We start from the raw sequence: 26,672 nt of genomic DNA on the forward strand, positions 1-26,672 counted from the left end.
CCGCCCCCCACCAAGAAGATACAAACGACTCTCGGATGAACTGATAAACTGCGGTCTTTGCTGATCATCCACGAATCAGCATCGCGCTCCCGCGAATTCGATTGAGTATCTGATGAGACGAACTTTGTGCTGCTTGCTTGGCTGTTGGCTGCTCGGTTGTTGCTCCTTCGCCACTGCCGAAGATTTCTTCCTCACAATCGGGGGCGGGTACTCGCCCTCGGGCAATCAAGCCTCGCTAGAAAACAACGTGCTGTTCTCGCAGCGCGCCTTGAGTGAGCAAGGGGTGCTCGGCGAGCACAACGACATCTACTTTTCAGATGGGGATGCGGTCGGAAAGGACCTTCAAGTGATGGATCCGAACTCGGTTCCGAAAGCCAATCGCTTGATGGCCGAGTTCTTCGGCAATCGCGATTCTCTGGGGCTGTCCTATCGCAACCACAGTGTTCCCAACGTGAAGGGCAGCACCGAACCCAAAAACATTCGCAATTGGTTTCGAGACGTGGGCGAAACGATGCAATCAGGAGATCGGTTGTATGTTTACGTCACCGCCCATGGAAGCCGAAGCAGCGATCGCCAATCGCCCTATGACACCACGATCGCAACCTGGAACAACAGCTCCATTCGAATGAAGGAGTTCGTTGAGATGTTGGATGGTCTGCCAAAGGGAGTGGATGTCGTTGCGATCATGGTCCAGTGCCATGCGGGCGGGTTCGCGAGATTTATTTTCGATGAAGGCGATCCCGACCAAGGCCTTTCTCAACAAAACCGAATTGGCTTCTTCGCCACCGTGCACGATCGCCCCGCATCGGGCTGCACCCCGGAGGTGGACGAAGCCAGCTACGTCGAATACAGCACCTACTTTTGGGCGGCACTCTCAGGTCGAAACCGTTCCGGACGCTTGATTGAACGTCCGGACTACAACGGCGATGGTGTTGTTTCATTTGATGAAGCCCATGCATACACGGTGATCACCGCCGACACGATCGATTTGCCCGTGATGAGTTCGGGCGAGTTCCTGAGCATCCACAGCCATTTCGACGAAGACAATCCGGACCTACTGCGAAACGATGAGTCCTACGCGTTGATCCTGGATCTGGCGACTCCCTCCCAACGTGCGATGCTGGAAGGTTTGTCCGATCAATTGAATCTTTCCGGTGATGAACGCATCAATGAAGCCTGGAAGACGACCCAATCCGATCGAGACCGGAATTCGAATCGCCGCCGCCGACGCTCCTCCCCGGAGGATGGCCTGCGACGTCAGATCACACGTGACTTGGAACGCAAATGGCCGGAACTGGCCAACGTCCTCAACCCAGTTGCCATCGAACTGCTGACCAGTCGCCAAGACGAGTTTGTCGAAGTGGTGGAGAACCATCCCGACTACCCGCGTTTTCGCGAACTAACCGATGCCCGCGAATCCGATGAAGCCAAAACGAAAGTGAAGTACGAACGATTCGTTCGGATCGCTGACAATGTCGCGTTGGGGGAGAACCTCCGGCGTCTCGGTGACGAACGGCTTGTCGCGCAATACGAGGCCATCGTGGCTGGAGAAGCCGGTACGCTGAAGTCATCCAATTGAATTCGCCCCAACGTTCCCTGGCATTTCACGATTGTCGAGACCGTGTTTTTGGCGACGTCGTCGTTGCCAAGCCACCCCCAACCCCACGCAGGCTATCCACGCCAGTGACCCCGGTTCAGGAACCGCGGTCACAGTCGCAAAGTTATCCAGTGCAAAGTAACCCGGCGTGTTCATGCCGTAGGGTCCCACGTCGCTGGAAGACAAATTGAAATGCAAGCTTGTGGCTTCGGACAGAGAAGACAAATCGACGGTCCGCCACTCATCCAGGATGTAGTCCTCCAGTGAGTCAGTGAAGCGAAAGTCCGCAAGGAACACGTCGATGCTGGTGTCCAGGATTTGGTCGTTCGCATCAATTCCAAAAATGGACAGTTTGAGAAAGTCGGGATCTGTTCCCGACACTCCACCAAACGGTTTCGCAAAGGAATCGCCGTCACGCATCGAAAGTGCTGCGTACGTCGTGTTGCTCACATCCAAGCGGATCGCCTGCTCCCCATCGGGCAGATAAATGCTTGGCAGGGCGGTCAACGTGTTGATGTTGGTTGGAGTCGAGTTGGCATAGCCAAAGGCCACTGCGTAGTTGCTGGAACCGTCTGATCCCGCCCCCGGGTAAGCACTGAATTCATTGGTGTAGCCCTCTGTGGTGGTGTCGGTGTGATTGGAAACGGCAAACCCGCTCCAACTGCCGTACAGATCATTGTGGCGGTTGGAAAAGTCCACTCCATCAGCGGAAAAGACTCCGATGTGGTCATTCCCTCCATAGGTGCCCGGTACGACGGAGGCATTGTTGACAGGCCCATTGAACACGCCTGATGCCCCCAGAGTTTGGTTCTCGAAACCAACCACCACATCGGCCTGAATGACGCTGCCTCGCAAACTCGAGAGACAAACCAAAGCCAGCAGCACCCACCGAGGCAGTGCCAGTGAATGGTCCTGTAGCGGATCGCGTGAAGAAACGGTGACCCAACAAAAACGGCATGGGCGAGAAGAAGACATGATGACAATTCCAAATGCACTTTGCATTGAATCTTCTGTTGTCGGCGCATATTTCCCCTGATGACTTCCAGCTTGTTCGCGAAAATTGCGAGCCAAGTGCGAGAAGTTCAATCCATGGAGACGCTGCGACGAAAACTCGATTCAATTGCTGAAGACGGAAACCCAACACATGAACCGCCGCAACCTCGATCAAAGCATGGCAACATTGGTTTCATACGTTGCAACGTTTGCCTCAATCCAAGAAGGCACCCAAACGTCTTGCGCGAGGTAGGTCTTCTGACTCACCACCCGTTTGTTCACTCACTGCCTTCTCATTCACGTATCACGTCACGACGCAAAAACGAGAACAATGGCTGAATAGAAAAAGTGAACAATGAGATCGACTTCCGAAGATCTCTGGTGGCACACAGCGGCCGGACCGTCCCGGAATTTCACCGGAGTTCCCTGTTCACTGATTGGGTTGAAACCCAATCAGTCACCTCGAACGCCGGCGATTCTAGCCACGGTCGATCTCCTGTCAACACATTTCGAAACGCTTTGAGTTGCCAGAGAAAACGGAGGTCAAGCGGCTCTACTTTACCCTTCCTCCAGAGGACGCAGGCCGCACTGGGCCAGGGAGGGGGACGCGCTGCATCCGATGTTCGTCCCCCCGCTTCGCTCAGCTCTGGCGGCAGGAAGGCAACAACAAGCACGTCTAAGCAGGTCGGCAGGAGTGATCAAGCACAACCATGTGAGCCGTTTGGGCGTTAGCCCCGGTTGTGCGTGAAAACCGTGGCTAACGCCAGCGGCTCACATACCCGATGACACCTGCGTACCTGCTTAGTTCAGTGGCGGAACGATGCCGTATCTGCTTGAGTTCACCGAAGCGGATCTGGACCGACCGTTGACCGAACCCGAGAAGATGGCGGAGACGGTTCGGGAAATGTTTGACGGGAAGACGCCGGTTCGGACGAAGGATGTGGCGGATCGTTTGTCGCGGATCTACGGAACGGTGAAAACGCATTTGCATCGGGCAGGGAAACTCGGACTGCTGCTCCATGTTCCCCGTCGGGGTTGGCTAATGCCAGAGACCGACCACGCCAACGGATAGGCTCCGAAAGTTCTGAATAGATTCAAAAAGCATGTCGAACGCGAACACCGCGTCTTCCCCAAACAACGCCATGAGGCATTTGTCCGCCGTCGCCAAGGACGACGGGAGCGAAGATGGCGATGACGGAAGTATCGATCTCCCCGAGCGCGTAGCCGACACCTGGGCGGCCGTGCTGATCGACGTGCATGAAAACACAAAGATCGACTCTGGCGTAGATGCGGAGAAGGAGTCGGTGCAAGACGATGACGGACATCCCGAAGCCGAGGTTGCGGCCGAAGATACCGCTCGGCAGTTGATGGAGTCACGAAATCGGCGACTGTCCAATTCGAGCGGAACGGAAACCTCAACTAAAGAATCCGACAATAAACATCAGTCTTCGTTGTAGATTCTTTGTACAGACTGCTGCTCAGCCTCAAGTGCGCCCTTCGCGGTCTCCGCTTCAACCTTCGCTTCTTCGTACATGCGTTCGGCTTCCTCTTTGGCTTCCATCGCCTGCTCGTATTCGTCTTGGTAGGGCATGCATCCTGGGGCGATCAGTAGCATCGCGAAAACAGCAACAACAAACTTGATTCTCATGTTCGTTCTAGTCCTTTGATTTGGCAATCGATTCCAGAAAAGAGCGTTACTAGCCCGTACGCCGGCAGAGCATTGGGTATCAGGAAAAAGAAGTATATCAACCATCCATATGGCCAGCCATTTAAGTCGCGGATCCGAAGCATTTGAAGATCGAAATAGCGTAATGTCCGCACGCAGTGGCGAACGATCAAAACTGGGTGTTTAACGCCATTAATTGTTTCTGTGGCAATCTCGTTGCTTGTCGACGCCGAATGATCAGTTGCAATTCCCTTAGCAACGCTGGTCAAAGCAATGAAACACAGAACCAAGATCACCGCGAACCAATAGAAGACTCGCACGTGCGTCAGCTCCGTCAGTCGCTCAGCTATGTTCGTATCCACTGGTCGTGACAACTTCTTGTGAATAGTTGAGGCCACGAAAACCGCAGCGGAAATAGCAATGCAATCAATGAAGTCGTACGAAAAGATCACGATGTACGTTGCGAGTGCAAGTGGAATGCAGAGTGCAACCGAAATCAGCCTTAGCCATTTAGTCGTTCGCAGAAACGTTCGGATGGGACTCTCGTCGCGAAGATAGGTTGATATCCAGAATTCACGCGCCAGCGTACGTGTGTAGAAAACCTGAAGGTGCATGAAGTAGGCGAGTGCACCCAGCACAGGAATCAGCAAATAGATCGGAAGTGGTATGTACGACAGCAGCAAGATGCCGATCGTCGAAGCAATGAATGACTGTGGTTGAGACATGCGGTTCGTGGTTTGGATGACGTTGGCACGCAGTTCATACTTGCGAATCTGTTTAATGATCAAGCTCCTGTAGCTTCACGCTGATGCTACTGAGCTATTCACTTGAGTTCATGTATTCCTTTCCAGCAGAGTATGCTTCTTGTCCCGCCATCATTCCTGCTCCCCCAGTTGCCTTTTTTCCTCCTTCACGCCCAATTGTCGGCGCGGCTGATCTCGCTGCTTTGGCAGCGTTCATTGCAGGTCGGCAGCCAGTTGCGAACGACAAGACTAAAGAACAAAAGACCACAGGCAACCAAACACTATTTCGATTCATTCTACTCAAGATTTAAGAACTCATCGGTTAACCGGATTAGCCATCTATGCCGTTGAAACAACGGGCCAGCTCCCCTCGTAGTTTGAGCGGTTTTGCGGCTAACCCTTCGGTGGAAGAGGGTAGAAGATTGTGGCCTCAGTAGATGCCAACGTCAACAGATGTGTGCGATGCCCGTGCTCGCTGTGATCGATTTGATTTCTCAATGACGATGATGCTCAATAGAACTCGCCGCCATGGCCGATAGCGATAACCAACCAACCCGAATCTACAACGACGGACCTTGCTTCCCGCGAACCACGTTGGCGGTGGAAGCGGAGAAGGCGTATCGCGATTGGTTTGCGAAGACCGCGATGAGCGTTCCAGCTTGGAAGCAACCCAACCGGACTCTGTTTCGCCAACTGATGTTGGCCAGGGAACGCTTGCGTGCAAAAGCCGTTGTCGGTGCGGACCACGGCGTTTGTGTGTTTCGGCCGGATCATCCAATCGAAGCGTCGAAAGCTCGCGGGCGAGCCCAGGCGGTTTGGATCGCTATCGAAGGGTGGCGGCATTTCAGTCGCGAGGGTTTCGATACGCAGACCATTCGCACCGTGGCGATGACGGGATGGAACGCTCGCGTGCAACGATGGTGCAAAGGCTTGCTGTGTCCCGACCAGATCATCGTTCCGCCTCGGCCGCACGAAAACCTCGATGCCAGTACGCAAGATCGCCTCGATGAGATTCGCCAATCATGGGAACTGACACACGATACGCTGCCTCGGGCGGCCGACATCCGACCGCGGAGTCGACGACGACTGCTCGATCGCTATCCGCTGCTCAAACCGCCAGTCATTCATGGGCTGCTTCGTGCCGGCGAAACGATGAACGTCATCGCGCCACCGAAGGTCGGCAAGTCGTGGTTGGCCAGCGACATGGCACTCGCCGTGGTTATCGGACGTTCTTGGCTCGTACGGTTCGACACCGAACCCGGCGATGTATTGATCATCGACAACGAACTCCACCCGACGACCTCGGCGAACCGGATCCCGAAAGTGATAGACGCTCGCGGCATCACGCCAGGCGATGTTGCCGACCATTTGTTCGTCTCAAACCTTCGTGGCAACCTCAAAGACATCCGTTCGCTTGGTGCGTACTTCGACCACGTCTTTGAAGACCGGTTCAAGATGATCGTCATCGACGCGTTCTACCGAATGCTACCTGCCGAAGCCGACGAGAATGACAACGCGGCGATGGTCATTCGATCGCTGTTCCTTGTTGATTACTTGGCCCGTCATTCGTGACATAGCTTACGCTTTTGGCTTTACCGGCTTGGCTGTCTTTTTCAAAAAGTCGTCGAGGTCTCTCCGTTTGAACAGCCGGTAACCATTCGCTGGATTGCGGTGCATCGGAATGACACCACGCTCCGCCCATTTGCGAAGTGTGTTTTGAGCAACGCCCAGAATCTCAGCCGCTTCAGCAGTTTTAACGTACTCACTCAATTTCGGCATTGAACCGCTCCCGTATCTGAAACTCGTTTCATGCCCACAGAAGTAAGTCTATCAAAGTCTGCAGTCCTGCGATATACTCTGTTGGGAACAGTTTTGCCTAACCGAGTGTTCACACAGCAGGGTGAAAATTGAGACGTCGGAAAAAGGGAGTCGCATCACATACGCTTCAGTATCTTTGGAGTTGTCCAGTATTTGGGAACCCCGGTACTGTGCGTCGGAACGTCGATTTGACAATCGCACCTGAGTTGTTTAACCAACACGACACAGATAGCAATTTGAGCAATTTGCCTTACCAGCACGCTCATTTGCTGGAGCAGCGCAGCCCAGATTCGATTCGCGGAGTTTGGGGGATTTCACATTGGCGTAGCGAACGAATGTTCGGCAATGTTACGCGAGACCTGCATCCAACCGGCAAGCTGTATGCTGAGGTCGAAGAAGCAATCTGGAAGGAGGCGAGATGGTTTCGACTCCTCTCGTACCATCGAATCGATTCCTCGGCGCAGGCGGTCCAACAATTGCAACGGATGCGAGAAGTGCGATTTGCGTGCGAGATCAACGAAGATTGGTATGATCCGCCGAAAGGCGAGATTCCGGTGCTTGGTCCAAGCCCTGCCTTTTCAACTTCTCATGCGTTTCCATTGCTGCATTTCGATCCCGCAAGTCGCCGGTTTATCTTCCCAAACTCTTGGGGACACGAATGGGGCGATGGAGGATTTGGATCATTTCCAATCGAGAATTGGGATCGATCCATCGTTTCCGCTTGGAATATTACGACGCATGCAGTGTCTGTTCCTGCTAACGGTGAAACGGGCATTGTTTCACCAGGTTGGAAGCTGGGGGATCGTTACGGAGAGGGTGTTCATTGTGTAGAGATCGTCGACGTCGATAACGATGAATACTTGGCATGGGCATTTTGTATTCCGAGAAACGGTTCTCTTGACGTTGATGAATTCTTTGTACGCCCTGAGGCACGCGGCATGGGTTATGCGAAAGAACTCTGCCGGCTTGTTCAGCGTCTCAGCAATCTGACAAAGTACGAGATTCGCTTAGTTGTTAGTTTTGCCGACACCGAGGACTACGCAATAGATGGTGCGTCAGCTGTTGCCAGACTGTTTGGCGTCAACTTTGTTGAGGCGGATGTGCGGTGGGCGTCCAGGTTCGGCATTGCGAATGCAACACCGCCGCCGCCTCGCAATTGGAAACCTGTTCGTCCGGAGTCGATTCTTGAAAAGCTTCGGCCGAGAGATGAACAGGCACTGCGTGATCCAAGGCAGTACACGGTCTTCTTTGGTACGAATCGCAAGCCTGTAGACGCTGGTGATCTGTCAAAAGGGTTTACGAACGAACGAGACTACGAACTTCACCGTGGGCACTGCTTAGTCGAGATTCCTGCGACACACAAATTCGGATCCGTCGGACGTGGCTGGATTCCGTTTTTCAAGAAGGCGGCCAGCGACGAGAAACGGATCGTTGCAACGCAACCGTTGACGGATGAAGAAATGCGATTGTTCGCTAGGCAGCTGACCAAGAAGTTTGAACAAGATAAGCACAACCTACTGTTCTTGCATGGTTTCAAGAACTCGTTTGAAGATGCTGCTCTCCGATCTGCGCAGCTCGGGTTCGATCTTAAATTGCCAGGTGCCACGTTCTTCTACAGCTGGCCTGCCAAGGGTTCTTTGAAGGGCTATCCCGCCGACGAGGCAACAATTGAAACAAGCGTGACCTACTGCCTGTCATTCGTCCTTGAACTGCTAGAAACGTTCCCAGACATACCGTTGCACATCGTAGCGCACAGCATGGGAAACCGACTCGCAGTTAGGGTATTTGAGAAATTGGCTCTCATGGAGAATCTACCCGGGCAGTTGGGACAAATTGTTTTTGCGGCTGCAGACATCGACGTTGATCTTTTCGCTCAGTCGCTCCCTGCGATTGAACCCCTAGCAAAACGACTAACGGCCTATACGTCGCGTGGGGATCTAGCCGTTCACCTTTCGGAACGTATTCACGACTTTCCGCGTCTGGGCTTAGCTCCGCCAATTCAATGTTTCGATGGCGTCGATACCGTACTTGCTGAAGGATTTGCTATCTCGGAGTTGTTGGGGCACGACTACGTTACCGAGGCTGCACCACTACTCTCCGATTTGTTTAACTTGATTCGTTATGGCAGTGACCCAGACGAACGCCCTAGAACAATTCGCGAGATAGATTCGAAAACCAAATTGGCTTTTTGGTCATTGCCGCTTGCCTAGCACTTGGGCTGTCGGCCGCGCTGGCAAACCAACCCGTCTATCTACCCAGCCAGCCAACACGCCCGCGACGTCGCCATTGTGCGGCCTTGTCGCGGGCATATCTATAAGACCGTGGGCCAACGTTTCCCCGCGTTTTTCGGCACACGAAAAAGTTCTTGGAATAACTCCGGAACAGCGCTGGTTGTGTTTTCGAGACAGAGGTAAGAGGTAAGAGGTAACTGTGTGGTCCCGTCGGCCACGGTGGCCAACGCGGAACCCCCAGCTACGGGAACACAAGCATGGCTATGTGAGCCGTTTGGGCGTTCGCCCCGGTTGTGCGTGAAAACCGTGGCTAACGCCAGCGGCTCACATGGGGAAGCCCAATCTTTCCTGCGTACCTACTTCGCTCGTTCAGAGAGGGGTGCTGCGATCGGATGGGGCCAGCCGGGAAGCACTTTCCAATCGTTTGCGAGATGAAGACAAACTTCGGGCTTGGCGGGCATCGGGGCGGGGAACACATCATTGAATTGCACCGAAACTGTTTTCGATGGCAGTTTCAGTTTGCCTCTCCAACAAAACCTCTCACTGTGCAACTCATGCCATTCTCTTCAACTCGTCTCGTTGCCTCGATCCTCTTCACGCTTGTCTGGATGATGAGCTTGCCCGCCCAAGAAACGGCAAGCGTCCCAAAGGAGGCTCCTTCTGAAGAAGCCAACCAACTGCAACCGGATCCCCCCATGCTCCACTCCGATACGACCATTCCAAAAGTGATTGTGTTCGACGTGAACGAAACGTTGCTCGACTTGGCCCCGTTGAAAACATCGGTTGGCAAAGCCTTGAACGGACGCGAAGACCTGCTGCCATTGTGGTTTTCAACGATGTTGCATTACTCGTTGGTTGAAACGTTGGCGGGCGAGTATCACGACTTTGGCGAAATCGGTACCGCCGCCTTGATGATGGTCGCTGAGCGGGAAGGAATCGAACTGGACCGTGAATCCGCCCGGGCTGCGATTGTCACTCCCTTGCGATCCTTGCCAGCCCACGCAGACGTTCGAGAAGGCTTGCAACGACTGGCTGAACAAGGCTTTCACATTGTGAGCTTGACCAACTCTTCGTCCGTGGGCGTCGCAACGCAGATGAAGAACGCTGGACTCACTGATCTTTTCGAAAAACGTTACAGCGTGGATCAACTTAAAAAGTACAAGCCTCACCCGGCACCCTATCAAATGGTGTTGGATGACTTGGGGGTCCAACCTCATGAAGTTTTGATGGTCGCTGCCCATGCTTGGGATCTGGCCGGAGCGAAAAGTGTCGGGTTGCAGACCGCATTTGTGAAACGCCCTGGAAAGGCGCTTTACCCCAATGTTCAGCGTCCCGATCTCATCGTGAAGGATCTCAATGAATTGGCTGACATCCTGTCGGAAGCAAAACAGAAATGATGCGTTGATAGACCAGCGATCGCAACGCGACCAACGCCTTGGATTCATTGCTTTTCCGAGGGCGGCCCATCGATTCGCAGCGACGGCCACGTTTGCCACAAGGCAACGGCAGAGACAACGCACACACACAAACTGCCTCCCAAGCAAATCCAAGATTGGTACAGCAAGTACCCGGTGCTGAATAAGACCGAGTAGATCAGAAACGTCGCGGCCATCATGGCTTTCAACCCCGTCGTGATTGAATCACCGGTTTCAACATGAACGCCATCCGCTGCCAATTCGTTGCGAATCGTTTTCCAGCCCGCGCCTCCTGGACGAATCTTCCGATAGAATTTTCGTAGCGTTTCACGATCGGTCGGTGGAGTGATGATCGTGGCCAACATCCACGCTAGGGTCGTGATCACAACGCCAAACAACAGTTGTTGCCAGGAACGGAGTTCCGGCAACCCTGTGTGCACATACCCAAATTGAAAGAACATCGCGACCGCCAACGAAACCGCCATCCCGGTGATCTCCGTGAACGCATTGATCCGCCACCAAAACCATCGCAAGATGTAAATCAGCCCAGTGCCTGCACCGATCTGCAGGATGATGCTGAAGCTTTCCATCGCACTTTCCAGCATCAATGCGACCGCACCGGCGACGATCATCAGCCCCACGGTGGCCCAGCGTCCCGTGGCGACCAAGCGATGTTCGCTGGCTTCTGGATTGACAAATCTGCGGTAGAAATCGTGAGCAATGTAGGAGGCCCCCCAATTCAAGTGCGTTGAGATGGTGGACATGAAAGCTGCAATCAAACTCGCAATCACAATGCCCAGCAGACCGCTGGGCAAGTACGTCAACATCGCCGGGTAGGCGAGGTCATCTTGGACCAATTGGGGATCAACGCCAGGGAAGGCGACTTGAATGCTTTCTAGACTTGGGAAAACGACGATGGATGCGAGTGCCACAATGATCCATGGCCAAGGACGCAGCGAGTAGTGGGCTGCTTGAAACAACAGCGTGGCCAGGGTCGCATCCCTCTCACTCCGTGCACCTAACATTCGCTGAGCCACATAGCCACCGCCACCCGGTTCGGAGCCTGGGTACCATCCGCTCCACCACTGCACCGCAAAAGGCATGATGATTAGCGGAATCAATGCGTCCATGTCGCTGAAGTCGGGCAGCAACGCTGTCTTGGATCGCACTTCTTCGTGCTGAAGCAGGTTGGTAAAACCGCCGACTTCCGGCAAGTTGCAAACGACGTAGGCCGCAGCGATCGCTCCGAACATGGCCACGAAAAACTGAAAGCAATCCGTCAGGATCACGCCCCGCAGTCCTCCCAGCAAGGTGTAGACAACGGTGATGGTTCCGGTGACAAGCACCACTTGAATGGGTGTCGCGCCGACCAAGACGCCGCCTAACTTGATCCCCGCCAAAATCACGTTGGCCATGACCAAACAATTGAAAACGACCCCCAGATAGATCGCTCGGAATCCACGCAGAAACCCCGCGGTTTTGCCACTGTAGCGAAGTTCGTAAAACTCCAAGTCCGTCGAAACGCCGCTGCGTTTCCAAAGTCTGGCGTAGACAAACACGGTCAGCAGTCCGGTCAGCAGGAATGCCCACCAAACCCAGTTTCCGCTGACGCCATCTCGACGGACGATGCCAGTGACCAAGTTCGGCGTGTCGGCAGCAAACGTGGTGGCGACCATTGAGATGCCCAGCATCCACCAGCTCATCTGCCCGCCAGCCAAGAAGTATTCCGAAAAGCTCTTGCCCGCCCGGCGACTCGCGAAAAGTCCAATGGACGTCGTGATGACAAAGAACGCAACAATGATCGCGTAGTCAATGGATGAAAGTGCCATGTCCCTGCACAGTTAGATGTTGAGGTGGAAGCGTCGAGAGATCAGTCAAAGAATTGGTCTTCGCGGAATGGATCCAGCGGCCTGGCGTCACACCAGTGGGTTCGCGTCCTTCCACTGTCATGGGAACATCGAAGTTGCTCCGAGACGATTTCCTCGCGGGTCCCTTCGAAGGTCGTCCCTGGCAACCATGAGCTCAGAAGACTTGCACTTCGATAATCTTCGAGAACGAATTGAACACGTAGCCTTTGTTGCCATGCGATCGAATTTGAACGTAGCGAACCTTGCGGGGTGAGAAGCGATGTTCGGCAGGAGTCGTTGGATCTTCGGGCTTCTCCAGTCGCGTCGCCACCTCCTCGAAGTCGACTCCGTCGGTGGACGTCGCCACGCTGTACTTCTCAAACGATCCCGCAATGCTGTAGGCAAACACGTTGATCTGTTTCACCGTTTGGACACCTCCCAAATCAATCGTCAGTTGGATTGGTTCGGGATCCGCGGGGTAACCCAGGTAGAAACCAAGGTTGTCGGTTCCTCCATCGGTGATTCGCTCCACGGAAAAGGGCGGTCCAGACGTCGCACTCGAGGTGACCGGTTGGTGCAACGCGAGATTCGGTTGACCATTCACTTTGATCAGGTTGCGTCGGCTCCCGTGACCAACCCGCTCCCGTCCCGAAAAGGCGGTGGCGCGGACCGTGGCGCTCTTGGTCAATTCCAAGGGTGACTCGTAGACGGCGGAGTCCAGCGACGGTTCGGTACCATCCGTCGTGTAATGAATCTCGAAATCCAAGGGCGAACCACTCTCCATTTCCGCCATCCCCAACGAGACCATTGTCGATTGTTCAAAGACGCCGTCCGCTGGGACGAGCAAATTCTTGGCATCGATTGAAACGGGGTAGAACGCTGCCGTCCTTGCCTTCTCGGTCAACGACGACCGACTCTCGAAGTCGTCGTGATTTCGCTCAAGGCTCGGGTTCCACGCGACTTCGGCAAATGGAATCAAACGTGGGATTGTCTGCGGCGAGAAATTTTCTTCACGGCCTTCCCACCATGGCATGCAGAATCCAATCAGCTTGTCCGTGGGAGCGACTTCGACCGGATCGGCGTAGGTTCGAATTTCCGGATTCACATGTTTGAATGTCGTCAGCGACATGGTTTCATAAATGTGCTGAGGCGACGTCATCGTGAAGTTGGTGCGTGGATAGTGATCGACCAGGTACAGGGGATCCCATGCCGCATTGATCACGCGGTGTCCGTCCCGGATCATTTCATCGGCCGGGTAGTTGATGGTTCGCCAATTGAGATGGATGACTTCCGGATGGACTCGATTGTCACCGGTTCCAGGACGAGGTCCTTCCCACACCAGAGTCTCTTTCCCTTTGGACTTCAAATACGCGTGCAGTTCATTGATCAAGTCGCGTTGCAGATTCTCAGGCACCCCAAATGCCTCATCCCCGCCGATGTGAATGTACGGCGAGGACGAAAAGACAGCCATCATTTCATCCAGCAGCGTCTTGATGCCTTCCAGTGCCGTTTCGGACTGGGTCAAATCCGTTCCCGTCTTTCCAAAAACATCTGGATAGGCCCGGCGCAACAGTTCGGAGTGTCCAGGAACTTCTAACTCGGGAATGATTGTGACACCACGCTCCACCGCGTAGCGTTCCAGGTCCTGGAACTCTTCCAAAGAAATCACACCGTCCCAAAGTTTTGGGAACGCGGTCGAAGGAAACGCGATTCGCTGGTCGTCGGTGAGGTGCAATTGAACCGAGTCGACTTTGTAGAACCAAAGCAAATCGATTGTCTCTTTCAAGAGCTCGACGCTGTGGGGATTTCGCCCCATGTCAATCATCAGATTTCGATAGCTGAGTTGCGGCGAGTCTTCGATCCGCAGTTGCGGGATCGACTTCAAATTGTCGCTGCCGACCAACTGAAGCAACGTTGCGGTCGCGTGAGCCAGCCCCTTGACGGTCGAAGCTGTCACCTGAATCTGATTGGACGTGACTGCGATCGAGTAGGCTTCTTCCGAGAGGTCCGCCGAATGGGTGAATGTCAACAAAGCATGTTCACCGCCTGCAAATTGCAGTTGATGATCCCCGGCCGTCATCCAGTTTAAACGCTCCCCAAATATCGTCAGATGCTTGGCCCACCCAGCATCTTCAGGCATCTTTGCGGTGAGGATCTTTGGAAGAACCAATGGGGGTCCTGGTTGGGATTCCATTTTGAGTGGCAGCGGAACCAAGGAAGGATCCGCGGCGGAAACGGATGACGCCAACAACAGAAAAGCGAACAGGCAACGGAGAATCATGATGCAATCAGCAAGAGGTGAAACAAAGGTGTGGTCGAATCGAATGAGAGCGAACGAAATCCGCCATGTCGTTTGACTCAAAGACGCGACCAAGCACAGCAATCAGCGTCCAGAAACGGTGGTCCACTGGCGAAACAAAAGGCAGGCCGCCTTGGTCCTAGAATAAGTTCAATCCGAGAATTCATCGACAGGAGAAAATGCCAGTGTGGCTTTGACCCCCGTAACAAGTGATTTGAGATTGCCACTTTGCCAACCTCCCAATGAACGCGACGTTCATCGGTCCCAAGTTGAACACGCCGCCGCCAATTTCCATTCGCGGTAAGTCAATAGACTCGCAACCAAGTCATTGCCACGACGCCTCCGCCGAGGAACTGGATGAGCAAAGACGCGGTGGCATGACCGTTCGAATTGTTTCCAGGAAATGCAAGAAAGTCTCGGTTTCGATGAGGGGCAAACGTGGCGAATTTCGCAGGGGCAACTGAGGTGAGGAATGCTTCACCCGTTCGCCCCCTTTTCTGATGAAACTGCGATGAATACCCCGATCACACCATGGCTGAAACTTGCAATCCCGTTCGTCCTTCCCGCCCTGTTGGCTGCTGTGTCCCTGCATGCCACCGAACCGTTCGAGACGCGGAAGCCAACCCGCGAACTGCAAACGCAGCTCTTGGAGGTGAATCCGAATTGGTCTGAAAGGATGCCTGATCAATCTGCGCTTGCCTCGTTGAGATCCGTCGATGATGAAGTCGCTTTGATCCAGACGCACTTCCGACTTGTGTTGGACCAACTCATGGCGGCAAACGTCGATGATCTCACTGAATCACAGAGCGAAGAACGCGCGCGAAACATCGAGCGACTTCGCGAGTACACGCTGGCCGGCGTCTTTCCACAGAACGTCTTTGTCGCCGGTCGACGCCCCGTCTTCATCGACCCGTGGGGAACGCACTGCGCCGTCGGTCACCTGATCGCGACGTCAGGTCATCCGCAACTGGCACGGCTGATTGACCGAGAGCATCGCCTGGACGTGCTGGGCCGAATCGAGACCGACGGCCTCACTGAATGGCAGTTGGCCTCTGGACTTCGCGTCCAAGAGTTGGCGTTGATTCAACCTCACTACGAATTTCGAAACAACAGCCAAACGATTCAGTACCCAACCGAGGTGGAGTCATTGATTCTGGGGGACTCAGCAGAGATCCTGGAGGCACTCAAGAGTGGAAAACTGACGGTGAACAACCGCTGCGGAGGGAAGACGCTACTGCATTTTGCGGCGGCTTCGGGGGACCTGGAGTTGGTGAAACATTTGGTGGACTTGGGGGCTGATCTGCACGCGGTTTCAACACGGGGTTGCGACGAAAGTGAAATCGCCAAAGGCGGTAGGTACAAACGCTTTGAAGTTCGGTGGAATGCCTCGACGGAAGTCACGCCAGGGAAACGCTACGCGGATGGTGGGCGGGTTTACGAAACGGTCCAAGGATCGTTTGTCGCCGATGTCCTTCAAGACTTCTTCGGTGGCATGGTCGGCAAGAACGCACTGCACTATGCAACCGCGGAACCACGCATGGCAAAGCTCGGCCACTCCAAGCACTTGTACTACAGCAACGGATTTCAGCACCGAATTGGCAATCGCGATGCCTCCACCAATCCTTTGGACTCACTCAAGGAAGGCCGAGCGGCAGTTGCGACGTGGCTTCAGGAACAAGGGCTTTCTGAAGGAGGGCTTGAGTAGTCGCGGTCAAGAAAACAACGTCCGCCAGTTCGCATGTTAAGCCGGTACGCAGGTGTCTTCGGGGATGTGAGCCGTTTGGCGTTCGCCACGGTTCCCGCGCACAACCGGGGCGAACGCTGGACTGCGAAATGTTTGATGTTGGTGTTTGGATAGCGAATGCAATTTTTCTTCCGGCTCCTGTCTTCCTTCATCCCGCCGTGGCCATGGTCATGCCCGATCATTCCTGCCGTCCTGCTTAGCGTCAATCAACTTCGATGCCCGCCGTGTCGACGTCCGATGAGCAAGGACCGGTATTCCAAAGCGGTGGCATTCTGCTCAGCAACAAGCGAACGAGAACGGCGTGTCACTGGCAAAATCAATTGGTCGCAAATCCCCCCAAATAGTTGCTTTCAGCTTCCGATAGCACTAGGTTAGCGATGGGGGCTCGCTCATTGTGAAGCGCGAATGGGGCTGAGAGGACGCTTTTTGAATCACAGTTTTTTGCGTGACGCTTTTCTGTGGACGTCGTTTGCTGCCGTTTGTGAGTTGAGTTCGCTGTCAGTTGTGTTTTCATTTTCAAGGAGTCGTGATGAAAGTCAGTTGGTTGGTTGTTTTATTGTGCTGTGGGACTTTTGGGGCGCTCGGTTGCACGAGTGAGGAAGTCTCTGTCGTTGATGAGTCGGGCATGACGCCGGAACAACAAGCGGCGCAGCAGGCCTACGTTGAAGAGATGGACGGCCCCCCTCCAACAGAATGACGGCTTGTTGCTGCAATGATGCATTGCAAGCCAGCCCAACGTTACCAGCCCCACGCGTCAGTGAGTGACTACGTGCCTTGCTTGCGCTGCGGTCTGGTAAATCAACGTCGGAAAGAGTTTTGGATCTAGGTGGCGAACGCTGTGTTCCTGCCTCGCCATGGTGGTCCGGTAACGACGGACCAGTCGCAACAGGAGTCGGCGGATCCAATGGAAACACGGTTCCTGTTCTCTCATCGCGAGTTCATCGCGACGCTTTTCTTTTCGGGAAATTTTGGAGATAGATTCCATGAGATTTCATCAACGATCGGCATTCACGCTGGTCGAATTGCTGGTGGTCATCGCGATCATCGGCGTCTTGGTCGGTTTGTTATTGCCGGCCGTGCAGGCTGCTCGTGAAGCCGCTCGTCGCATGAGTTGTAGTAACAACTTCAAGCAGATTGGGCTCGCCACGCACAACTATCATTCTGCGTACAACCAGTTGCCGCAACACATGACGGGCAACACGCGTACCTACACCAATGATTCGACAATTTGCAATCGTCTATACATCAGCGCGCAAGTCGGTCTGACGCCCTTTTTCGAGCAACAAGGGTTGTGGGAACAGATTAGCAATCCGTTTGATCGCAACGGAGACGGTGTTTTGGCCTATCCTCCGGACAGTCCGCCCATGGGGCCCGGTCCGTGGCAGACCTACTATCCGCCTTGGATGACAGAGATACCGATGCTGCGTTGTCCGAGCGATCCAGGGCGGGGACTCCCGGCACTGGGACGCTGCAACTACGCCGTGTGTGTCGGCGACGTCATTGAATTGGTTCACAGCGGCGGTAAAAACGAAAGCGGGATCTACGATGGATCCGTCGGAATCGACACGGACGAAGCCGCGATTCGAGCAGGCAACGGTTCGAACGATAGCAACCGCGCGAGTGCGGCTCGAAGTCGCAACCGCGGGTTGTTTTGGGTGCGGCACAAAACCGCCTTTCGTGACTGCCTCGACGGTTTGTCGAACACGATCGCAATGGGGGAGATCGCTACGATTCTCGGTGGTCGTGAGATCATCTCCGAGTTCATTCTCAACGGCCCTGACACGGTCACGACAGACCCTGCCGCCTGTGATCAGTTTGTTGACCCGCAACGGCCTCAATTTTGGTTAACGACGGCCACGGTCGGCGGAGGCAACCAGATTCGTGGCGGACGTTGGGCCGACGGACGGATCCAGTACACGGCGTTCCAGACGATTAAGCCGCCCAACAGTCTAAGTTGTTTTCGTGGCGGGGACGCTTCGCAAGGAATCTCGTCGGCCTCCAGTCGGCATCAAGGTGGTGCTCACGTCCTGATGGGTGATGGTGCCGTTCGATTCATCACCGACAGCATTGAATCTGGAAACCAGGCGATCACACCGGCTCATTCCGGAGCTGAGAGCTCGTTCGGATTGTGGGGAGCTTTAGGAACCAGAGGCAGTCGCGAGATTGTCTCTCTCGAGCAGTAACCGCACGCTCAAGACCAGCAATGACACGAACGAGCCGGGTTGCGAATCTTTGCTTCCCGGCTCGTTTTTTGGGTGGACTCGACCCAGCCGGTATCGCGTGGAATTGAGGCCGCTTTCGGAAAACAATCATTTTGAAAGCGAGAGGAAAGTGTCGCCGCAATTCCGCTCATTCAGCCGTCGGCAGCTTTGATTTCCACCTTGTGATCGTCCGATGCGCAAGGACCAGCAATTGGGGGCCGAGGCATTCGGGGCCGTTCGCTTGGTTCTGACTTTCGTAGGCAGTCGTGATGAGTCACTGACTTGCCGCGAATGCATGCTGGATCGCGCCGGTACGGGCTCGTGTTGGTCCAACGCGAGAGTGGCATGCCAATTTTCTTGATTGGCACAATCGTTACAGCCTGATCCTCGGAGGGGAGGATTCGTTCGGGTTATCGCGATCGTGCGTGATGCACGAGTCGTGTCAAACCGATGAACGCAATGGGCTAGTGTCGAATCATGGGAAAGGTGTCGCGATGCAAATGCATTCAAATCACAGGAGCGGGATGCAAAACGCAAAGAGTGCGATGTTGCTGGCCTGTTTGGGAATCGCGAGTGGTTGCCAAACCGTCAGCGAAATGACGCCCAGTCGCTCTTTCGCAGGGGCAAAACCTGTGTACCAAGAGTCCGTCGCCCCAGAGACGGCAGGGAAGGTCGAGCCGAAAGAACGCGTTCAGCAGGTCGGTTGGGACCAGCTCAATTTCGCGGGTGAAAGCACACCAGAACCGGTCGCCTTGCAAGCGCCACCAGAATTGAATCTGACCGGCGACGCAGGTTCCACGTTGGTCGTCGAACCGCAAACGTTGCGTGATGCGATGGAACTGGATGCCTCCCTGCAAGAGGTCGAAGAAGGGCAGCCAATCTCGCCTGCGAGCATGCCGTCTCCAATCGTTGGTGGATCCCAGTTGGCGGGCACCAATCCACTCGGCCTGCTGACTCTTTCGTCCGTTGAATCGATGGCGCTGGGGGCGCACCCAGCAATTGCCGAAGCTCGAGCAAGGGTGGCGTTTTCGACTGGCCAAGCCATCCAGGCGGGCCTGCCATTCAACCCGGTTTTGCAATATCAATCCGATGAGATCGGCAACGAATCGTCATCGGGATTGCACTCGGTGCAATTGTCCCAGCAGTTCGTGACCGCAAACAAACTTGAGATCGCTCAACAGGTTCAGGCTCACGAGGCTGAAAAGCGACGCTCGGAACTGCGAATGGCGGAGTTGCGAGTCCTCACCAACGTTCGCACCGCGTTTGCGAGTGCCCTGGTGGCTCAACGTCGCGCAGAAATCGCGTCCCAGATCGTCGACCTGGCGGAGAAGTCGCTGGACAGCGTCAAAGATCTGCTGGACGCTCAAGAAGTTTCACGGGTCGCCTGGCTGCAGGCTCGCGTTGAGACGGAACAAGCACGCATCACCGCTGAGAACGCTGCGACAGAGTTGCGAGCCAGCCGCAAAGCGTTGGCCGCTGCAACCGGTTTGTCGGCCTTGCCGGAGGGAGCGTTGGTTGGCGACATCGCCGAGGGACTCATCGAAACACCATGGGACTCGCTGCTGTCAGATATCAACGCGACCAGCCCCGAAATTTCGGCAGCTGGATCCGCGTTGGAACGAGCGCGATGGTCGCTGCGTCTGGCTTGCGCCCAAGTTACTCCCAACATCACCGGGCTCGTCGGGGTCGGGGTCGACGCCGTGTCGGATGATACCTTCGCTCGGATCGGAGTCAGCGTTCCGTTGCCACTATGGAATCGCAATCAGGGCAACATCCGCAGTGCCCGGGCGAGCATTTCCGAAGCGTCTGCCGCGATCGAGAGGACTCAGTGGAGCCTGGAAGGCCGATTGGCCAACGCAGCTGGACGATACCAAGTGGCGCTCCAACGCTATCGCCGATTGAACGCGAACGTGTTGCCAATCTCCGAAGAAACCTACCAATTGTCGCAACGGGCATTTGAGGCCGGGGAAACCGACTACCTGCAGTTGTTGACCGTCCAGCGGACGTTGTTCAACACGCGTTTGAGCGTCTTGGAGGCGGCCGCCCAGGCACGCCAAGCGGCCGCGGAGATCGAAGGGTTGTTGGTGACCTTGGACCGTTGAAAAGGAATGCCTCCGCCCCGGAGTTTGGCATTCCCGATTGATCTTGGTGTCCAACGGCCTTCAAGCGACGGCGGGCAACGTCGAAAGGCATCAGCGAGATTCCGTCCAACGAACCTCGGAAAGACTGGTTGAATTTTCTTCCTGAGCTGTCTTCGATCTGGTCTTTGTGATCCGAACAACCGATAATAGCTGCATCCTTCCATCCACAGAGAAACCGTGTCCGCCTTTTGTCGTCTCATCACCGCCGTGGCATTGCTGCTGCACCTGTTTTTCGGGTGTGCGATGCATCACGTCGTTGCCTGTGGTGGCCACGATCACGAAGGTTGCTCACACGACCACTTGGAGGCTGACTCGCTAAGTGTCCACGCTGGACACGATCACGGGGAGGGGAACTCGCAGGATTGTTGCCAGCACCATCATGATGCAGGCCAGAAAACATCCGACGCGAGTGAAACAACTTGCATTGACGGATGCCTCTGCCAATCCGCCCCATGCGATCACGACCACCCAGGTTGTCACGGGGGCGTCGGTTGCAGCTTTGTGGGCTCGAACGATGTGCAATTCGTCGTCGAACTGCCTTGGGTTGCTTCTCTGGACACGCCAGCGGAGGATCCAAACCACCGTTCCTCGGCTGCTTGGAACCGTGTCACAGTCGTCGATGTCGGTTGGACAGCGATGGATTCCAGGTCTCACTGTGCTTGGTTGTGCACCTGGGTGATTTGAAGTTGGGAACTCGCGATTGGTGGTTTGTGAACTGGGATATCTCCCGTTTGCAATCAACCTTTTGCCTTCTTTTTATTCCCAATTTTCACTTTTGATCGGAACGAGTTCTCGTTTGCGACCGGTGGGTGTTGGCTCGATTTCCTCAGTCGCCCAGTGGCGAGGGAGGACAGAGACCGCAACTTCTCCATTGCATTGAGACACTTGTCGCTTCGCCCAGCGTAAACCGCTGTCTGCGAGGACGATCCGGTCGTCCAACTTGCTCCCGTGCACTGTCATGACCTCATCCATTCCGTGGCTCGCGTCGCTGCGCACCTCCATTCTTTCATTGCTGGCCATCGCAATCGCAGTCGTGATCGGGTTGTATCTCCTCACCGATTTCGATGGTCCATCAACCGCCCAAACGCAATCGCCATCCAGTGTGGATGACGGGCACGATGACCATGCCGGTCACGACCATGTGGGCCACGATGCGGCAAACTCGCTGGAACTGACATCGCAGGCTCGAGCCAACTTGCGGCTCCAAACAGAACCGGTCACCGTTGGCCCCTACACCAAGTACGCGGAAGTGCCTGGCATGGTGACACCGTGGCCCGGCAAAACCCACATTTCAATCACCTCGCCGTTAACGGGGGTCATCAACGCGATTCATGTGTCGCGAGGTGAGTTGATCGCAAGCGGCTCCCCGATGTTTCGGCTGCGTTTGACGCACCAAGACTTGGTCGAGACCCAAGAGGACTTCTTGCTGCAGTTGGGACAACTGGATGTCGAGGATCGTGAAATCCAACGCCTGTCGGCGATCACCAGTTCAGGGGCCGTTTCAGGCAAGACGCGTTTGGCTCGCGAATACGAACGCGAGAAGTTGCTCGCGGGCCTCCGTGCGGCAAAGCAATCGATGCTGCTGCACGGATTGACGGAACAACAGATTGCCACGATCGAACGAGACCGCACCTTGATTCGCGAAGTCATTGTTCGGGCGCCATGGGTCGAGGAAGACAATTCGCTGCATCACGAGGCACTCAGCCAGGCGACCAATCGGATGGCGGGCAACCCCGAAGCCCGACTGGCGTCGATGCAACCACCGCCACTGGACGATCACGGGCACACGCACATTGATGCAGAATTTGTTGTTTCGGAACTGGACGTGCGCCGGGGTGAATCCGTCACCGCTGGCCAACAGATCTCCCAAATTTCCGACTTCAGCCAACTGCTGATCGAAGGCCTGGCCTATCAACGTGATGCCCGACTGTTGCGACAAGCAGCGGACACACACGCTGAAGTCCAGGCCACGATGAGCGGGCCGGACGGCGACGTGGAAATGATTGGTGGCCTGAATGTGATTTACATTGGGAACAAGATCGAGACGGAATCACGGTCCTTGGCGTTCTATGTCGGTCTCGAAAACGAAATTGAACGTGACGAGGTCCGAAATCAGAAGCGCTATGTCAGTTGGCGATTCAAACCTGGGCAAAGACTGACGCTTCGCCTTCCTGTCTCGCGAATCGAAAACTCGATTGTGGTGCCCAAAGATGCGGTTGCGGAAGAAGGGTTGAACCGGTTTGTGTTCATCGAAAACGGCGATCACTTTGATCGCGTCGCAGTGGAGATTGTGGCTCGCGACAGCGTCCACGTGGCGATCCGAAACGATGGGCAGATCTGGCCTGGGCAACAGATCGCGGTGCGTGGTGCTCACCAGTTGCAAATGGAAATGAAGAATCGTGGTGGTGGTGCAATTGACCCGCACGCCGGCCACAACCACTGATCTCGATCCGTCGACGATCGTTCTGAGATTCTTTTGGGGGCCAGCCAAGAAAGAGTGCGAATGTCGCTCGCAGGTTGCTGCCCACCAAGCCACCCCATTCATTTCAACTTGTGACCACGATGTTAGACAAGATCATTCAATTCTCGTTGCGGAACCGCCTGCTGATCCTGGTGGTCGCGGCGATCATGCTGGGCGTTGGGACTTGGCAAGCCACCCAACTTCCAATCGATGTCTTTCCCAATTTGAATCGCCCTCGCGTGGTGGTGATCACCGAGGCCCATGGGATGGCACCCGAGGAAGTGGAAACCTTGATCACCTTTCCATTGGAGACCGCCTTCAATGGAGCCAGTGGGGTGGAAGCGGTCCGCAGCAGCAGTGGCATTGGATTGTCGGTGATCTATGTGGAGTTCGACTGGAACACCGACATTTACAATGACCGGCAAATCGTCAACGAACGTTTGCAACTGGCGTCCGAACAATTGCCTGATGGCGTGAAGCCAACCCTGGCCCCCATTTCATCGATCATGGGCCAAATCCTGATGTACGGGATGTGGAGCGAAGGTGGCGAAACCGAACCGATGGAAGTGCGGACTTTGGCCGATTGGGTTGTCCGCCAGCGGTTATTGACGGTGCCGGGTGTGTCGCAGGTGTTCACCATGGGCGGCGGTCGAATGCAGTATCAAGTGCTGATCGACCCCGACAAGTTGATTCAGTTTGGCCTGACGATTGAAGAAGTTCACACAGCGGTCAAAGAGTCCAACTTGAACGCGACGGGAGGTTACTTGGATGACCAAGGAGCCAACGAGTTGCTGGTTCGAGGGCTGGGACGCATCACCAGCTTGGAGGAACTGAAACAGATCGCGATCACAATGCGTTCGGGACGGCCGGTGACCTTGGCAGATGTCGCTCGTGTGGTCGAGGGAACTCAAGTCAAGCGAGGTGATTCGTCCGCCTTTGTGCGTGATGAAAACGGCAACGTCGAAGGTGGTCCCGCCGTCGTGCTGACCATCAACAAGCAACCCGGCAGTGACACTCGCAAGGTGGATCAAGCGATCGTGGAAGCACTGGAGGAACTCCGGGGATCGCTTCCGGATGACATCCGAATCGCCAACGTCTATTCCCAACGCTCGTTCATCGATCGAGCCATCGACAATGTGGTCGAGGCCTTGGCAGATGGTGGCGTGTTGGTGCTGGTGATTTTGTTTCTGTTCCTGTTGAACTTTCGCACCACATTCATCACGCTCACCGCAATCCCTTTGTCCATCATTTCCACCGCCTGCGTGTTCGCAGCGTTTGGATTGTCGATCAACACAATGACGTTGGGTGGATTGGCAGTCGCGATCGGCGAGTTGGTCGACGACGCGATCGTGGATGTCGAAAACATCTTTCGGCGGCTGAAAGAGAACCGTCATTCCGATACCCCTCGACCTAATCTGCGAGTCGTCTACGACGCGAGTGTCGAGGTGCGAAGCAGTGTTGTTTACGGCACTGCGATTGTGGTGCTCGTCTTCATCCCCTTGTTCGCCCTTGAAGGAATGGAAGGCAAACTGTTTGTGCCGCTCGCGATGGGGTATGTGGTCTCTCTGATTGCTTCGCTCGGCGTTTCGCTGACCGTGACTCCTGTGTTGGCGTCGTTGCTGATGGTGGGAAAACGGAACTGGCAATTGGTGGTTCCCTTGTTGGCATTCGGAATCGCTGGGCTGACCGTCACCTGGATCTTGCCGCGATTCTCACATTGGTTCGTCGAAGATTGGCGACTTCCTGGAAACCAACTTGCTTGGACGCTTCTGTTGACGCCCGTGTTTTGGATCTTGATCCAGGTCTCTGAATGGATGCTTGGTGGCGAGGACGCGGAAGAGGGACGGTTGTTGGAAGGACTGAAAGGAATCGCGGGATTGGCAATTCGTTTCAGCACGCAATTCGCAGTCCCCGTGTTGGCCGCGACCGCGGTGCTGGTCGTCTTCGCCGGCATCGCCTTGTCGCGACTGGAGCGTGATTTCCTGCCGCCTTTCAACGAAGGTGCGGTGCAGGTCAACGCTCTGTTGGCACCAGGGACGTCGTTGGCGACCAGCAACCAGATCGGTGAAACGATTCAAGAGCAATTGATGAAGCTCGACTCCGTGAAGTCAGTGGCTCGCCGCACTGGACGTGCCGAACTGGACGAACACGCGGAAGGAGTCAACGTCACGGAAATGTTCTTGGAGATCGCCGACGGAGCGGATCGGGAACAAACCATCGAAACCATTCGCGAAACCATGGAAGAATTTCCTGGAGTCGTTTCGAGCACCGAACAGCCACTCGCTCACCTGATCAGTCACATGATCTCTGGGGTGAAGGCGCAGATTGGCATCAAACTGTACGGCGATGACTTGGATGTGTTGCGAAACAAGGCGGAAGAAATGAAGCAACGCATCGCAGGTGTGCCGGGTTTGGCGGACGTGATGATCGAGCAACAGACGAACATTCCCCAACTGCGGATCGACGTGAATCAACCCGCTCTGACGCAGAATGGGCTGCGCCCTGCCAATGTGATGGAACTGGTTGAAACGGCGATGAATGGGCAAGTTGTTAGCCAAGTCGTGCTCGGTCAACGGACGTTTGACTTGATGCTTCGCATGGACGAACCCTACCGAGAGAACATCGAGAAACTGAAGCGACTGCCAGTTCCCTTGCCCAACGGCGGCACACTTCCACTGGATGAGTTGGCAGACATCTATCGCAGCGATGGTCCCAACATGATCAAGCGAGAAAAGGTTCGACGCCGAATTGTGTTGCAAGCCAACGTGTCCGACCGAGGCGTGGTGGACGTGGTCAACGACATCCAATCCCGTCTGGAAGACCTGGAACTCGAACCGGGGTACTACTTGGAATACGGCGGCCAATTCGAGAGCCAACAATCGGCAACGCGTCGATTGATGTTCCTGTCCGGTGTGGCGTTGTTGGGAATGTTCCTGGTTCTCTACACGTTGTTTGGAAACATCAATTTCGCCATGCAAGTCCTGGTCGCACTTCCGACCGCGTTTGTCGGTGCCGTGGCGGCACTCGTGCTGACCGACCAAAATCTGACGGTTGCCGCGATGGTGGGCTTCATATCACTGTGCGGTATCGCCAGTCGAAATGGCATCCTGTTGCTCAACCACTACTTGCACTTGGTTCGTCACGAAGGTGAATCATGGACTCATCAGATGGTGGTCCGTGCAGGACAAGAACGCATGGCACCGGTGTTGATGACGGCCCTGACATCAGGCATTGGGTTGCTGCCGTTGGCACTTGCCGCAGGAGAACCGGGAAAAGAAATCCTGTACCCCATCGCGACGGTGATCGTCGGTGGATTGCTCAGCAGCACCCTGGCCGAGTTTTTCGTGCGGCCGGCATTGTTCTGGGCCATTGGACGTGGCGCTGGGAAGCAAATGGTGGACGCCTCGAGCGCCGAAACCAGCGACCCTTTCTTGAACGAAACCCATTGAATTGAAAGAACCCTTCGATCGATCAACGACGTCCTGAATCGATGGAAAAGAATCCTCGAAGTGATTG

Annotated in this window: 19 protein-coding genes and 1 riboswitch; of the genes, 12 read left to right on the plus strand and 7 right to left on the minus strand. The window is 55.0% G+C overall.

From position 1 onward, the window contains the following. The first annotated feature begins 112 nt into the window (after positions 1-112). Positions 113-1,579 carry a hypothetical protein gene (locus RISK_RS08640; RefSeq protein WP_047813886.1) on the plus strand — a complete coding sequence of 489 codons (1,467 nt, stop codon included), beginning with the start codon at positions 113-115 and terminating at the stop codon, positions 1,577-1,579. Here RISK_RS08640 and RISK_RS08645 read toward each other — a convergent pair. Then, positions 1,568-2,572 (minus strand): DUF4465 domain-containing protein, encoded by a 1,005-nt coding sequence (locus RISK_RS08645; RefSeq protein WP_236696159.1) that lies wholly within the window; start codon positions 2,570-2,572, stop codon positions 1,568-1,570. The two genes, RISK_RS08640 and RISK_RS08645, sit on opposite strands and share 12 nt — an antisense overlap. A gap of 249 nt (positions 2,573-2,821) precedes the next feature. Next, positions 2,822-3,070, minus strand: a riboswitch (cobalamin riboswitch). Positions 3,071-3,410: 340 nt separating this feature from the next. Here RISK_RS08645 and RISK_RS08655 point away from each other — a divergent pair. Beyond that, complete coding sequence (locus RISK_RS08655) at positions 3,411-3,662, plus strand: helix-turn-helix domain-containing protein (protein WP_047813888.1); 252 nt, start codon at positions 3,411-3,413, stop codon at positions 3,660-3,662. Between the two features lie 31 nt (positions 3,663-3,693). Beyond that, positions 3,694-4,047: a hypothetical protein gene (locus RISK_RS08660; protein WP_047813889.1), complete on the plus strand. Its 354-nt coding sequence runs from the start codon at positions 3,694-3,696 to the stop codon at positions 4,045-4,047. On the opposite strand, the gene RISK_RS08665 is transcribed toward RISK_RS08660, so the two are convergent. Together RISK_RS08665 and RISK_RS08670 are read right to left on the minus strand one after the other, a co-directional pair. Then, positions 4,032-4,238, minus strand: coding sequence for a hypothetical protein (locus RISK_RS08665; protein WP_047813890.1), 207 nt, complete (start codon positions 4,236-4,238; stop codon positions 4,032-4,034). The genes RISK_RS08660 and RISK_RS08665 overlap by 16 nt on opposite strands. Next, positions 4,235-5,044: a hypothetical protein gene (locus tag RISK_RS08670; RefSeq protein WP_150122524.1), complete on the minus strand. Its 810-nt coding sequence runs from the start codon at positions 5,042-5,044 to the stop codon at positions 4,235-4,237. Before RISK_RS08670 ends, RISK_RS08665 begins: the two co-directional genes overlap by 4 nt. Positions 5,045-5,527: 483 nt before the next feature. On the opposite strand from RISK_RS08670, the gene RISK_RS08675 reads away from it, so the two are divergent. Then, positions 5,528-6,571, plus strand: coding sequence for an AAA family ATPase (locus RISK_RS08675; RefSeq protein WP_047813892.1), 1,044 nt, complete (start codon positions 5,528-5,530; stop codon positions 6,569-6,571). A 6-nt stretch (positions 6,572-6,577) separates the two neighbouring features. Here RISK_RS08675 and RISK_RS08680 read toward each other — a convergent pair whose 3' ends face one another. Then, positions 6,578-6,778 (minus strand): helix-turn-helix domain-containing protein, encoded by a 201-nt coding sequence (locus RISK_RS08680; protein WP_047813893.1) that lies wholly within the window; start codon positions 6,776-6,778, stop codon positions 6,578-6,580. 227 nt (positions 6,779-7,005) lie between these two features. Here RISK_RS08680 and RISK_RS08685 point away from each other — a divergent pair, with 227 nt between their 5' ends. Together RISK_RS08685 and RISK_RS08690 are read left to right on the plus strand one after the other, a co-directional pair. Next, entirely contained in the window at positions 7,006-9,027 is a 2,022-nt protein-coding gene (locus RISK_RS08685; protein WP_150122525.1) for an alpha/beta hydrolase, read from the plus strand. A 575-nt stretch (positions 9,028-9,602) separates the two neighbouring features. Further along, complete coding sequence (locus RISK_RS08690) at positions 9,603-10,445, plus strand: haloacid dehalogenase type II (protein WP_047814149.1); 843 nt, start codon at positions 9,603-9,605, stop codon at positions 10,443-10,445. Between the two features lie 44 nt (positions 10,446-10,489). Here RISK_RS08690 and RISK_RS08695 read toward each other — a convergent pair whose 3' ends face one another. Together RISK_RS08695 and RISK_RS08700 are read right to left on the minus strand one after the other, a co-directional pair. Next, complete coding sequence (locus RISK_RS08695; RefSeq protein WP_047813895.1) at positions 10,490-12,292, minus strand: sodium:solute symporter family protein; 1,803 nt, start codon at positions 12,290-12,292, stop codon at positions 10,490-10,492. A 193-nt stretch (positions 12,293-12,485) separates the two neighbouring features. Then, entirely contained in the window at positions 12,486-14,591 is a 2,106-nt protein-coding gene (locus RISK_RS08700; protein WP_047814150.1) for a family 20 glycosylhydrolase, read from the minus strand. A 529-nt stretch (positions 14,592-15,120) separates the two neighbouring features. On the opposite strand from RISK_RS08700, the gene RISK_RS08710 reads away from it, so the two are divergent. The 4 genes from RISK_RS08710 to RISK_RS08725 all read left to right on the plus strand — a co-directional run bounded on the left by RISK_RS08710 (position 15,121) and on the right by RISK_RS08725 (position 20,656). Then, on the plus strand, positions 15,121-16,314 hold the full coding sequence (locus tag RISK_RS08710; protein ID WP_047814151.1) for an ankyrin repeat domain-containing protein: 1,194 nt from the start codon (positions 15,121-15,123) through the stop codon (positions 16,312-16,314). A 568-nt stretch (positions 16,315-16,882) separates the two neighbouring features. After that, complete coding sequence (locus tag RISK_RS32150) at positions 16,883-17,050, plus strand: hypothetical protein (protein WP_160311413.1); 168 nt, start codon at positions 16,883-16,885, stop codon at positions 17,048-17,050. Positions 17,051-17,336: 286 nt separating this feature from the next. After that, positions 17,337-18,536 (plus strand): DUF1559 domain-containing protein, encoded by a 1,200-nt coding sequence (locus RISK_RS08715; protein ID WP_047813897.1) that lies wholly within the window; start codon positions 17,337-17,339, stop codon positions 18,534-18,536. Between the two features lie 542 nt (positions 18,537-19,078). Beyond that, entirely contained in the window at positions 19,079-20,656 is a 1,578-nt protein-coding gene (locus tag RISK_RS08725; RefSeq protein WP_236696160.1) for a TolC family protein, read from the plus strand. 354 nt (positions 20,657-21,010) lie between these two features. Here RISK_RS08725 and RISK_RS32155 read toward each other — a convergent pair whose 3' ends face one another. Continuing rightward, the gene (locus RISK_RS32155; RefSeq protein ID WP_160311414.1) at positions 21,011-21,349 is read right to left on the minus strand and encodes a hypothetical protein; all 339 of its coding nucleotides are present in this window, start codon (positions 21,347-21,349) and stop codon (positions 21,011-21,013) included. Between the two features lie 304 nt (positions 21,350-21,653). Here RISK_RS32155 and RISK_RS08740 point away from each other — a divergent pair, with 304 nt between their 5' ends. Next, positions 21,654-23,138 carry an efflux RND transporter periplasmic adaptor subunit gene (locus tag RISK_RS08740; protein WP_047813901.1) on the plus strand — a complete coding sequence of 495 codons (1,485 nt, stop codon included), beginning with the start codon at positions 21,654-21,656 and terminating at the stop codon, positions 23,136-23,138. Positions 23,139-23,257: 119 nt separating this feature from the next. Continuing rightward, on the plus strand, positions 23,258-26,605 hold the full coding sequence (locus RISK_RS08745; RefSeq protein WP_047813902.1) for an efflux RND transporter permease subunit: 3,348 nt from the start codon (positions 23,258-23,260) through the stop codon (positions 26,603-26,605). Positions 26,606-26,672 lie beyond the last annotated feature (67 nt).

The sequence above is a fragment of the Rhodopirellula islandica genome (assembly GCF_001027925.1).
GTDB classification, from domain to species: Bacteria; Planctomycetota; Planctomycetia; order Pirellulales; family Pirellulaceae; genus Rhodopirellula; species Rhodopirellula islandica.